Origin of the sequence: Aeromonas sp. PI_26, from assembly GCF_027854445.1 — a bacterium.
In the GTDB taxonomy this organism is placed as follows: domain Bacteria; phylum Pseudomonadota; class Gammaproteobacteria; order Enterobacterales; family Aeromonadaceae; genus Aeromonas; species Aeromonas veronii.
In genome coordinates this window covers 52,907-64,980 of sequence record NZ_JAJNOE010000004.1, presented here as the reverse complement: position 1 = coordinate 64,980, position 12,074 = coordinate 52,907, and the positions used below count along the sequence as shown (strand labels likewise).

Here is a 12,074-nt window from a genome sequence, read left to right as displayed (position 1 = left end):
ATATGGCTGAAGAGTTGAATGTACTCAGGGATAAGATAGATGCGGTGGACAAGCAGCTGATCGATCTGCTGGCCGCCCGTCTGGCCCTGGTGGGAGAAGTGGGTGAAGTAAAAAGCCGCCACGGCCTGCCCATCTATGCACCGGATCGGGAGGCGAGCATGCTGGCCCGCCGTCGTGCCGAGGCCGAGCAGTTGGGAGTGCCCGGCGATCTCATCGAAGACGTGCTGCGCCGGGTGATGCGTGAATCTTATGCCAGCGAGAAAGATACAGGCTTCAAATGCATAAAGCCGGATCTTGGCAAGGTGGTCATCATAGGCGGTCAGGGCCAGCTTGGTCGGCTGTTCGGTCATATGTTCAGCCTCTCAGGCTATCGGGTCGAGACGCTGGAACAAGCCGACTGGCCGCGCGCTGACGAGATCCTCGCCGGAGCCGGTCTGGTGATGGTGGCGGTGCCCATCGATATCACCTGCCAGATCATCGACCGCCTCGGCAACCTGCCCGCCCACTGCCTGCTGGTGGATGTCACCAGCGTGAAAGCGGCACCGCTCGAACATATGCTGGCAGTACACAAAGGGCCTGTGCTGGGACTGCACCCCATGTTCGGGCCGGATGTGGCGAGTCTCGCCAAGCAGGTGATCGTCTGCTGCCAGGGTCGTGACCCCGCCGCCAGCCAATGGCTGCTGGATCAGATGACCATCTGGGGCGCCCGCTTGCAACAGGTGGAAGCCAAGGCCCACGATGAGGCGATGACCCTCATTCAGGCACTGCGTCACTTCGCCACCTTTGCCTATGGCTGGCACCTCTCCCGGGAGCAGGCCAATCTGGATCGCCTGCTGAGTTTGAGCTCCCCCATCTACCGGCTGGAGCTCGCCATGGTGGGGCGGCTGTTTGCCCAAGATCCCCACCTCTATGCCGACATCATTTTGTCGTCACCGCAGAATCTGGCGATGATCCGTCGCTACTACCAAAACTTCGGCGAAGCGCTGGGGCTGCTGGAGCGAGGAGACAGGGACGGTTTCATCGAGGCCTTCTCGCAAGTCTCCGGTTTCTTCGGCGAACATGCCGACCAGTTCCTGCGTGAAAGCCGCATGCTACTGGCCCAGGCCAACGACCGCCGCCAACACGGCTGATCCTGCAACAGTAGTAACAACTCATGCCACTCGGAAGGAGCCGCCACCGTTCATAACTGGATGCGAGCCAAAGATCTCCATTGGAAGGGGCGATTAAGCGTGCGGGTTGTCATTAACAATGGCAACCCGCTTTGCAACTAGTCTCGAAGCAAACCCAGTCCTACCTAATCGTCGCCATCTGCCGCACGCAGCGTTGCTCCCTGTCATCCACCCGCTTGGCAAACCAGGCGGTGGTGAGGTTGCGGGTGATTTTTGGGCTCTTTAGCTGTATGCCGGGCAGGATGGCGCGGGGCAGTCGCTTGCCCGCTTGCTTGTCGGCCAGGGTAAAGATGCGATGGTAGAGATCGGTCTCGGCAAATTCGGCGGTATCCCCTTTACGCAGGCTCTGGTGGATCGCCTGCTTGCTCATATTGACCCGGTTGGCGAGGGTGTAGACGGCCAGTTCGGTATTGCCCGGCAGATCCGAGTCATAGCGGATCAGATCCCCGTCCAGCGCCAGAGTTTTGCCACTCAAACGGCTGACGGCGGCTTGAAAAGCGGCATTGCGGCTGGCGTACCAGCCGGCGTTGAAGTCGGCAAAACGGTAGAGGGTATCCGGGTAGTCGACGGGATAACCGAAGATATGCTTGGTGCCAAACCAGATGCCGCCGCGACGGGTAAAGACTTCGTGGCGGATGGAATCCTTGATTGGATAGGGGTAGCCACGGGCGTTGGCCTCGGCAAAGGCGATGCTCACCTGCATCGGGCCGCCGGTATGCACCGGGTTGAGATTGCCAAACAGCGTCTTGCCCATCGGCAGCATGCTGATCATGTCTTCGAAGATTTCACTCATCTCCCGCTCGGTACGCAACTTGTCGATCCGCTCGGCGTAGCTCTTGCCGGTGGGCGAGTTGATGGAGAGTGCGGCCCGCACCATAAACTCGGGGATCAGCAGCTTGGCTGCCCGCGAGTTGATCTCTTTCCAGGCGATCTTGCCAAGGCCCGGCACCACGGGGTCGGCCTGATAGGTGGCTTCCTGCTCCGCCACCGCCAGCACGCTACAGACATTGTGATCATTGACCGTCACCCCCTGGGTGGTGAGCGCCGTCACCACGTCGTTGGCCCACCCCTGTTTGTCCGGCACCTGACGGGGCAAGAAGCGCACGATGCGGCTCTTCATATCCGCCGGTTTGCGCGGCTGCATGGCAGGCGGCGTTTTGGGGTTGCTCACGCTCGCCTCTTTGGCAGGCGCGGAGGCGGGATCACTGGCACAACCGGCCAGCAACAAGGCAGCGCAGAAGGCAAGAAGACGACAGGAAGGCAAAGCGGTCATAAGCATGTCCATTTTTTGTAGGCCCTACAGGCAGCGCCGCTGGCACTGCACTGACAAGCAAAGTGGGGCCATTGTAGAGGATTGCCTGCTGCAGTTGAAACCCGCGCTCGCAGCATCCCCTCCCCTTGCCAGCTTTTACCATCCCACGCGCCATCCGTTGTCTGCGATGCGGAACTCATGACCTTCCTAAATGGCTCACCCGCTCCGAACCGAACGCTTAGCGACAGATAAAAAGAAACCCCCACCATCGCTGGCGGGGGTTGGTCGTCTGGCAAATCGGGCTGATGCCCGCTGCAAACGCTTAGCGGTTTTTCACCTTCTGGTGCAGCTCCTGCACCGAGTTGACGTTAGCGGTGGCATCCACGCTGATGGCCATGCAGGTGGCAAACGCCTCATTCATGGTGGTGGTATACGCCACCTTGTTCTGCAAGGCGGCGCGACGCAGCTGCTTGGAGTCCTGGATCGCCACCCGCCCTTCGGCGGTGTTGACGATGTAGGTGTACTCGCCATTCTTGATGCGGTCGAGAATGTGCGGGCGACCTTCGTGAACCTTGTTGACCAAGCGCGGGTTGATGCTCGCTTCACCCAGCGCGACCGCGGTGCCGTGAGTAGCATCCAGCTCGTAGCCCAGCTCCAGCAGCTTGGCAGCCAAGTCAACCACCTGCGCCTTGTCGCTGTGACGCACTGACAAGAGGGCTCGACCCTCTTTCGGTACGGCGTGGTTGGCACCCAGCTGCGCCTTGGCATAGGCCTCGGCAAAGCTGCTGCCAACCCCCATAACCTCACCGGTAGAGCGCATCTCTGGCCCCAGCAGCGGGTCAACCCCCGGGAACTTGGCGAACGGCAGTACCACCTCTTTCACCGAGTAGTAGGGCGGGATGATCTCTTTGGTGAAGCCCTGTTCTTGCAGCGACTGACCGGCCATCACACGGGCGGCAATCTTGGCCAGCGGAGCACCGGTCGCCTTGGAGACAAACGGCACGGTACGGGCGGCACGCGGGTTCACCTCGATGAGGTAGATGTCATCGCCCTTGACCGCGAACTGCACGTTCATCAGGCCGATAACGCCGAGCTCCAGCGCCAGCTTGCGCACCTGCTCGCGGATCTCGTCCTGAATCTTCTTGGACAAGGTATAGGGAGGCAGGGAGCAACCGGAGTCACCGGAGTGGATACCGGCCTGCTCGATGTGCTCCATGATGCCGCCGATGACTACATCGGTGCCGTCGCAGATGGCATCCACGTCCAGCTCGGTCGCATCGTCCAGGAAGCGGTCCAGCAGTACCGGCGATTCGTTGGAGACGCTCACCGCCTCGGCGAAGTAGCGACGCAGATCCTGCTCGTCATAGACGATTTCCATGGCGCGGCCACCCAGCACGTAGGAGGGGCGAACCACCAGCGGGTAGGTAATGCGCTCGGCCAGCAGCACGGCCTGTTCCAGCGCGGTGACGGTGCCGTTTTCCGGCTGCTTGAGGCCGAGGCGCTCGACGGCAGACTGGAAGCGCTCGCGGTCTTCGGCGCGGTCGATGGCATCCGGGCTGGTACCGATAATCGGCACGCCGTTGGCTTCCAGTGCACGGGCCAGTTTCAGCGGGGTCTGGCCACCGTACTGAACAATCACGCCCTTGGGTTTTTCGATGCGTACGATTTCCAGCACATCTTCCAGGGTCACCGGCTCGAAGTAGAGACGATCCGAGGTGTCGTAATCGGTAGAGACGGTCTCCGGGTTGCAGTTGACCATGATGGTCTCGTAACCATCTTCGCGCAGGGCCAGCGCCGCGTGCACGCAGCAGTAGTCGAACTCGATACCCTGACCGATACGGTTCGGGCCACCGCCGATGATCATGATCTTGTCGCGGTTGCTCGGGGCCGCTTCGCACTCCTCGTCATAGCTGGAGTACATGTAGGCTGTGTTGGTAGCGAACTCGGCGGCGCAGGTATCGACCCGCTTGTAGACCGGGAAGATGTTGTGGCGGGCGCGCAGTTTGCGAACTTCCCCTTCGGCCACACCGAGGATCTTGGCCAGACGGGCATCGGCAAAGCCTTTGCGCTTGAGGGCGCGCAGGAAGTCGGCATCGAGACCGGCCATGCCGCGCTCTTTCACCTCTTCCTCCAGCTTCACCAGGTCTTCAATCTGTACCAGGAACCAGGGGTCAATCTTGGTCAGCTTGAAGATGCCATCCATGGAGAGACCGGCGCGGAACGCATCGGCGATGTAGAAGATACGGTCGCTACCTGCATCCTGCAGCTCGTGACGGATGCGGGTCAGGGAGTCCGGGGCATTGAGGTCAACCATGGGGTCGAAGCCGGTTTTGCCGGTCTCGAGGCTGCGCAGGGCCTTGTGCAGGGACTCCTGGAAGTTACGGCCGATAGCCATCACTTCACCGACCGACTTCATCTGGGTCGTCAGACGGTCGTTGGCACCGGCGAATTTTTCGAAGTTGAAGCGCGGCACCTTGGTGACCACGTAGTCGATGGCCGGCTCGAAGGAGGCCGGAGTACGGCCGCCGGTGATGTCGTTCATCAGCTCGTCTAGGGTGTAACCGATGGCGAGTTTGGCTGCGATCTTGGCGATGGGGAAACCGGTCGCCTTGGAGGCCAGCGCGGAGGAGCGCGACACCCGCGGGTTCATCTCGATGATGACCATGCGGCCATCTTTCGGGTTGATACCGAACTGGACGTTGGAGCCGCCGGTCTCGACGCCGATCTCGCGCAGCACCGCCATGGAGGCGTTGCGCATCAGCTGGTACTCCTTGTCGGTCAGCGTCTGGGCTGGCGCGACCGTGATGGAGTCACCGGTGTGGATACCCATGGGGTCGAAGTTTTCGATGGCGCAGACGATGATGCAGTTGTCGTTGCGATCCCGCACCACCTCCATCTCGTACTCTTTCCAGCCGATCAGCGACTCGTCGATGAGCAGCTCTTTGGTCGGCGACAAGTCCAGACCGCGCTCGCAGATCTCGACGAACTCTTCGGTGTTGTAGGCGATGCCGCCACCGGAGCCACCCATGGTGAAGGAGGGACGGATGATGCAGGGGAAGCCGACCATCTGCTGCACGCCCCACGCCTCTTCCATATTGTGGGCGATGCCGGCACGCGGGCACTCCAGGCCAATGCTGCGCATCGCCTTGTCAAAACGGGAGCGGTCTTCGGCCTTGTCGATGGCGTCGGCGGTGGCACCGATCATCTCGACACCGAACTCGGCCAGCACGCCGTGCTTCTCCAGTGCCAGTGCGCAGTTAAGCGCAGTCTGGCCACCCATGGTGGGCAGGATGGCGTCCGGGCGCTCTTTCTTGATGATTTCGCGCACCACTTCCCAGGTGATGGGCTCGATGTAGGTGGCGTCAGCCATCTCCGGGTCGGTCATGATGGTGGCCGGATTGGAGTTGACCAGAATGACGCGGTAGCCCTCCTCGCGCAGGGCTTTGCACGCCTGGGCGCCGGAGTAGTCAAATTCGCAGGCTTGGCCGATGACGATGGGGCCGGCGCCGAGGATCAGGATGCTCTGAAGGTCGTTACGTTTTGGCATGAAACTCTTTCCTCTATTTCTTAGGCGCGATACTGCTTAATCAATTCAATAAAGTGGTCAAAAAGACCGGCACAGTCGTGCGGGCCCGGGCTCGCTTCGGGGTGCCCCTGGAAGCTGAAGGCCGGACGGTCGGTGCGATGGATACCTTGCAGGGAACCATCGAACAGGGAGACGTGGGTGGCGCGCAGGCAATCCGGCAGGCTGTTCTCGTCTACCGCAAAGCCGTGGTTCTGAGCGGTGATCATCACAGTGTTGTCATCGAGGCTCTTCACCGGATGGTTGGCGCCGTGGTGGCCAAACTTCATCTTGACGGTCTTGGCACCGGAGGCCAGACCCAGCAACTGGTGACCCAGACAGATGCCGAATACCGGCGTGTTGGTATTAAGGAAAGCCTTGATGGCCTCGATGGCGTAGTCGCACGGCTCGGGGTCGCCGGGGCCGTTGGAGAGGAAGATGCCATCCGGGTTCATCGCCAGTACCTCGGCGGCCGGGGTCTTGGCAGGCACCACGGTCAGGCGGCAGCCACGGTCAACCAGCATCCGCAGGATGTTGCGCTTGACGCCAAAGTCATAGGCTACCACGTGGTATTTCAGCTGGTCGGCATCCGGGGTGACGTGCCCCTTGCCAAGCTGCCAGCTCCCTTCGGTCCAGTTGTACGCCTCACCAACCGTCACCTCTTTGGCCAAGTCCATCCCCTTCAGACCGGGGAAGGCGCGGGCCTGTTCGAGGGCATAGGCTTCATCGACCTGTTTCCCGGCCAGAATGCAGCCAGCCTGAGCGCCTTTCTCGCGCAGGATGCGGGTCAGTTTACGGGTGTCGATGTCGGCGATGCCAACGATGTTGTGAGACTTGAGGTATTCGGAGAGGGATTGCTGATTGCGGAAATTGGAGGCAAGTATCGGAAGGTCCCGGATGATCAATCCCTGAGCATGGATCTGACTGGACTCTTCATCTTCGCTGTTGGTGCCGGTGTTGCCTATATGGGGGTAAGTGAGGGTGACTATCTGACGGGAATAAGAGGGATCGGTGAGGATTTCCTGATAGCCCGTCATCGACGTATTGAAAACCACTTCACCAACGGAACATCCCTCGGCGCCTATCGACACGCCTTTGAACACAGTTCCATCTTCCAGCACTAGCAATGCAGTGTGATTCAAGACAACCTCCAGTTATTTAGCTTTAAATTCAGCAATTTACCTGGGTGTTGCGGGCTCGGTTCCGGTCTTGGACAGGACTCGAACCCGGCAGATTTCTGGCAAATTGGGCGCATTCTACTTAAAAAAAGTGGCATTTCAACGTCTTTTCTCAGATGAAATGCATCTAAATTCAATAAAAAGGCAACATTACCCATTATCTATGCACTCAATCGCTTTGCAACCCCCTCCCACGAAAGAAAAGGAAAAACCACCACCAAAAGATGCCACCAAGCTAGCGATAGCGACAAAAACAAACAAAAAAAACCAATTGAAACAATGACTTTAATTTTCACTAAAAAAAACATTAATGACAGATTTAACGTTTTTACGATGACAAAAGTGAACATGAAAAATGGAAAACGTTTTTCTGCGTTTGAATTTTTAGTCCTTTCCACTCCGTGTAAACAAATGGCTTCATCCGCCATAAAGATGCTCAAATCTGTTACCTGGTGATGACATTCAGGAAGGGGAAATCTGGCGGATAAAGCAATAGTGTGACTTATAAGGCATTCAGATAAAAATTGAAGGCAGTGCGTCTTTTTATACAAACTCTGACTAACTGACAGCAAAAACCCCGGCAAGCCGGGGTTTTTCACTGGGTAGCAGTAATACGAAAGTGCCGTACAGAGGCATCACTTGAGATTGAGCACATCCTGCATGTCATAAAGACCGGCACCCTGCTGACCAAGCCACTTGCCCGCTCGCACAGCACCGTTGGCGAAGGTCAGGCGACTGGAGGCCTTGTGGCTGATCTCCACCCGCTCGCCGATATCGGCAAACATGACGGTATGCTCCCCCACCAGATCGCCGGCGCGAATGGTGGCAAAGCCGATGGTATTGCGATCCCGCTCGCCAGTGATCCCCTCGCGGCCATAGACGGCACACTCCTTGAGATCGCGGCCCAGGGTTTTGGCGACCACTTCACCCATGGAGAGCGCAGTACCGGATGGCGCATCCACCTTGTGGCGATGGTGCCCTTCGATGATCTCGATGTCGGTATAATCCCCCATCACCTTGGCGGCCTGCTCCAGCAGTTTGAACACCAGGTTGACCCCGACCGAGTAGTTGGAGGCGAACACGATACCGATCTGCTTGCCCGCCTCTTTCAGGGCGGCCTTGCCTGCATCATCAAAACCGGTGGTGCCGATCACCATCTGCTTGTGGTGGGCCAGCGCAAAGGCCAGATTGGCCAGGGTCACCTCGGGGCGGGTGAAGTCGATGATAAGATCAAACTCGTCACGCACCTTGTCAAGACTGTCACTGATGGCCACACCCAGATGGCCCAGCCCATTGAGCTCACCGGCATCAAGACCGATCACCGCCGAGCCCGGCCGCTCCAGCGCAGCACCAACCACCACGCCATCGGTGTTGGTGATGGCCTCCAGCAGCACCTTGCCCATACGACCATTACAGCCCATCACAGCCACACGGATCGGATTGTCCATCTCCACCCTCTCATCTCTTTTAATTATGGAAAGAGACCGTTTTACCAGCCTGTGCCAGCTTTGAAAAGCCCACAGTGAGCCAGCAGAGACAACCGACAAATAAACGAAAATATTTAATTTAATCCGAACATTTAACGGATTTAGTCAGAGTGACAAAATCGAAAGATAAAAACACCTATCCATCTGGACGTCTATCTTGACCAGGCGAGGTTGACTCACTACTGTGGGCACCCCAATGCGGCAGGATGCCCGCCCTGTTTTCCCCCTATCCCTATCCGATACAGGTACAAAGCAGTTTATGACAGGAGGTCATTGTTCAATTTCAGAGGAACACATGATCCAGACTCAACCCAGTGCCAGGGCCTTGCTGCCACTTCTGGTTTTTCTCGCACTCTTTATCGGTACCGGTACCTGGCTGACCCTGCAGGGGGTCGAGTTCGCCTTCTATCAACTGCCCGCTCCGGTTGCAGCCTTGCCTGCGGTGATGCTCGCCCTGCTGCTTGGCAAAGAGAGCTTCAACAGCAATCTGGAGACCTTCTTCAAGGGAGTCGGCCACAGCAATATCATGGCGATGTGCCTTATCTATCTGCTGGCGGGCGCCTTTGCCAGCGTGGCCAAGGCCACCGGCGGGGTTGATGCCACCGTGGCGCTGGGTCTCTCCCTCATCCCTGGCTGGGCGCTGTTGCCCGGGCTGTTCCTCATCTCTGCCTTTATTGCTACCGCCATGGGCACCTCCATGGGCACCATAGGTGCCGTGGCGCCGGTCGCGCTGGGCGTGGCACAGGCGGCCGGTATTGATCCGGTGCTGATGGCGGGAACCATTCTCTCCGGCGCCATGTTTGGCGATAACCTCTCCATCATCTCCGACACCACCATCGCGGCCACCCGCAGCCAGGGGTGCGAGATGAAGGACAAGTTCCGCGAGAACTTCAAGATTGCGGCCCCAGCTGCCATCGCGGTGATCCTGCTCTATCTGACCCTGGGCTCAGTGGGTGAATCCCCTGCCAACGGCAGCGCCATCGAGCTGTTCAAGGTGATGCCTTATCTGCTGATCCTGGGGCTGGCGCTCGCCGGGGTGAATGTGTTTGTGGTGCTGGGGATCGGTATTCTGGCCGCCGGAGCAGTGGGCATGATCAACGGCTACGCCATCGGTCAGTTCAGCAAGGATATCTATCAGGGCTTTACCGGCATGCAGGAGATCTTCCTGCTCTCCATGCTGATCGGCGGTCTCGGCGCCCTGATGGAACGTCAGGGTGGACTGGCATGGATCAGCGAGCGCATCAGCGCCCTGATTGCCCGTTTCACTCGCGAGCACAATGGTGAACAGAACGAGAAAGCCGCCGAGCTCGGCATCGCTGGGGTGGTGAGCCTCACCAACCTCTGCACCGCCAACAACACGGTGGCTATTATCGTCGCCAGCAAGGTAGCCCGGGATCTGGCCGAACACCACGGTGTCACCCCGCGCCGCGCCGCCTCCATGCTCGATATTTTCTCCTGCGTGGTACAGGGTCTGATCCCCTGGGGCGCACAGGCGCTGCTGCTGGGCTCCATCTTCGCCCTGTCACCGCTGGCGGTAGTGAGCATGAGTTTCTACCCGATGGCGCTCGCGGTGGCGGCACTGATTGCCGTGTTCGTGAAGCACCAGATGCGCGGCAAAGCTGACAAGTAACAGACCAGACGCTGGCGCGCCGACATGCTGTCAACAGGGGCCACACCCTGGCCCTTGTTGACTCACTATCGGATCAGCCAGCATTTATCCCACCGTTCCGGGCATCAGCCGTCCGGGACGGGGTTTCCCTGTCCCCCTTAACGTCAAGAGTGAATGTGCTAAGGTAGAGCGCGTTCAAGCCATCGATGCGCAGCTATACCAGAGGTTCCCCATGCATGAGTCCCAACCCGAACGTCAATCCCTGCGCCAACTGGTTCGTCAACGCCGCAAAAATCTGAGTCCGGCCGAGCAGCAAGCGGCGGCCCAACAGCTGCTGGCCCAGTTCAAGCAACACCCCGAGATCCTCGCCGCCAAACGCATTGCCCTCTATCTGGCCAATGACGGGGAGATCAATCCCTTGCCCACCATCCATTGGCTGTGGGCCCAGCACAAAGAGGTCTACCTGCCGGTGCTCCACCCCTTTACTCCGGGTCACCTGCTCTTTTTGCGCTATACCGCCACCAGCCCCATGGTACGCAACCGCTACGGAATCGAAGAGCCGGAGCTGGATATCCTGCAGGTGGTGCCCCACAGCACGCTCGATCTTATCTGCACCCCGCTGGTCGCCTTCGATGCCCAGGGCAATCGTCTTGGCATGGGGGGCGGCTACTACGATCGCACTCTCGCCATCTGGCATGAGCACAAGCTGGGCCCCAAGCCGCTCGGCATTGCCCACGACTGCCAGCAGGTGGATGCGGTCCCGCAAGAGGAGTGGGATGTACCGCTGCCCCAGATCATCACCCCGAGCCACTGCTGGCGCTTTGAATAGGCTGTTTTTGGCAGGCAGCCCCTGCTTTGTGCGCGCAAACGCAGAATAAACAGGCAAACGATTTACAAAGTCCCTCTTTTTGCCCCGGAACGTGAGCAACAAGGTCGCGACGGGGTACCGGGTTGGATATAATGCGCCCGCTTTTTTCTTAAGGAACGATCATGACTCAAGATGAAATGAAGAAGGCGGCCGGTTGGGCTGCGCTCAAGTATGTGGTTCCCGGCACCATCGTCGGGGTAGGCACCGGCTCTACCGTCAACCACTTTATCGACGCGCTGGCGACCATGAAGGACGAGATCAAGGGGGCGGTATCCAGCTCCGTTGCCTCCACCGAGCGCCTCAAGGGCTTCGGCATCACCGTATATGATCTCAACGAGATCGACGCCCTCTCCGTCTATGTGGATGGCGCCGACGAGATCAACGCAACCCGCGATATGATCAAAGGCGGTGGCGCAGCCCTGACCCGCGAGAAGATCGTTGCCGCCGTCGCTGACAAGTTCATCTGCATCATCGACAACACCAAGACCGTCGACGTGCTGGGCCAGTTCCCGCTGCCGGTGGAAGTGATCCCGATGGCCCGCGAATACGTGGCCCGCGAAATTCGCAAACTGGGTGGCAACCCGGTGTGGCGTGAAGGCGTGGTCACCGACAACGGCAACCACATTCTGGATGTGAAAGGCATGGCCATTACCGACGCCAAGGCACTGGAAGTACGACTGAACGCCATTGTTGGTGTGGTCACCAACGGCCTGTTCGCCGCGCGCGGCGCCGACGTGGTCCTGATCGGTACGCCTGACGGCGTGATTACCCAGTAATCCCGACACCGGCAGCACAGTGCAGCGGCATCCTCCCTCGCACGCCAGCGCCACTCTGCCACCTCTGACGCAGCAGCGGCGTTGATTGAGCCCCGGGATGGGATATGACCCAAACATTGCACTGTGAATAAATGACGGCGCCTGATGGCGCCGTTTTTATTTATCCCTCAACA

8 protein-coding genes are annotated in these 12,074 nt (G+C 59.1%); 4 read left to right on the top strand and 4 right to left on the bottom strand.

What is annotated here, in order from left to right:
- Positions 1–2: 2 nt before the first annotated feature.
- A complete protein-coding gene (gene tyrA / locus LRL22_RS06405; protein WP_110302380.1) occupies positions 3–1,130 on the top strand; it encodes a bifunctional chorismate mutase/prephenate dehydrogenase in 1,128 nt (375 codons plus the stop codon).
- 160 nt (positions 1,131–1,290) lie between these two features.
- Here tyrA and LRL22_RS06400 read toward each other — a convergent pair whose 3' ends face one another.
- The 4 genes from LRL22_RS06400 to dapB form a co-directional block, all read right to left on the bottom strand.
- Positions 1,291–2,442, bottom strand: a complete 1,152-nt coding sequence (locus LRL22_RS06400; RefSeq protein WP_100646200.1) for a DUF1615 domain-containing protein — start codon at positions 2,440–2,442, stop codon at positions 1,291–1,293.
- Positions 2,443–2,743: 301 nt separating this feature from the next.
- Positions 2,744–5,968 carry a carbamoyl-phosphate synthase large subunit gene (gene carB / locus LRL22_RS06395; RefSeq protein WP_005337626.1) on the bottom strand — a complete coding sequence of 1,075 codons (3,225 nt, stop codon included), beginning with the start codon at positions 5,966–5,968 and terminating at the stop codon, positions 2,744–2,746.
- Positions 5,969–5,988: 20 nt separating this feature from the next.
- Positions 5,989–7,125 carry a glutamine-hydrolyzing carbamoyl-phosphate synthase small subunit gene (gene carA / locus LRL22_RS06390; protein WP_005337628.1) on the bottom strand — a complete coding sequence of 379 codons (1,137 nt, stop codon included), beginning with the start codon at positions 7,123–7,125 and terminating at the stop codon, positions 5,989–5,991.
- A gap of 671 nt (positions 7,126–7,796) precedes the next feature.
- Positions 7,797–8,609, bottom strand: coding sequence for a 4-hydroxy-tetrahydrodipicolinate reductase (gene dapB, locus LRL22_RS06385; RefSeq protein WP_005347132.1), 813 nt, complete (start codon positions 8,607–8,609; stop codon positions 7,797–7,799).
- Positions 8,610–8,943: 334 nt separating this feature from the next.
- Between dapB and LRL22_RS06380 the strand changes: the two genes are divergently transcribed.
- The 3 genes from LRL22_RS06380 to rpiA all read left to right on the top strand — a co-directional run bounded on the left by LRL22_RS06380 (position 8,944) and on the right by rpiA (position 11,901).
- Entirely contained in the window at positions 8,944–10,278 is a 1,335-nt protein-coding gene (locus LRL22_RS06380; protein ID WP_129503682.1) for a Na+/H+ antiporter NhaC family protein, read from the top strand.
- A 211-nt stretch (positions 10,279–10,489) separates the two neighbouring features.
- A complete protein-coding gene (locus LRL22_RS06375) occupies positions 10,490–11,086 on the top strand; it encodes a 5-formyltetrahydrofolate cyclo-ligase (RefSeq protein ID WP_005337635.1) in 597 nt (198 codons plus the stop codon).
- Positions 11,087–11,247: 161 nt separating this feature from the next.
- The gene (gene rpiA, locus LRL22_RS06370) at positions 11,248–11,901 is read left to right on the top strand and encodes a ribose-5-phosphate isomerase RpiA (protein WP_005353106.1); all 654 of its coding nucleotides are present in this window, start codon (positions 11,248–11,250) and stop codon (positions 11,899–11,901) included.
- The last annotated feature ends 173 nt before the right edge of the window (positions 11,902–12,074 follow it).

Coding starts and splice junctions, on each gene's coding strand:
- tyrA (WP_110302380.1), top strand. CDS start 3: ATGGCTGAAGAGTTGAATGTACTCAGGGATAAGATAGATGCGGTGGAC.
- LRL22_RS06400 (WP_100646200.1), bottom strand. CDS start 2,442: ATGACCGCTTTGCCTTCCTGTCGTCTTCTTGCCTTCTGCGCTGCCTTG.
- carB (WP_005337626.1), bottom strand. CDS start 5,968: ATGCCAAAACGTAACGACCTTCAGAGCATCCTGATCCTCGGCGCCGGC.
- dapB (WP_005347132.1), bottom strand. CDS start 8,609: ATGGACAATCCGATCCGTGTGGCTGTGATGGGCTGTAATGGTCGTATG.
- LRL22_RS06380 (WP_129503682.1), top strand. CDS start 8,944: ATGATCCAGACTCAACCCAGTGCCAGGGCCTTGCTGCCACTTCTGGTT.
- LRL22_RS06375 (WP_005337635.1), top strand. CDS start 10,490: ATGCATGAGTCCCAACCCGAACGTCAATCCCTGCGCCAACTGGTTCGT.
- rpiA (WP_005353106.1), top strand. CDS start 11,248: ATGACTCAAGATGAAATGAAGAAGGCGGCCGGTTGGGCTGCGCTCAAG.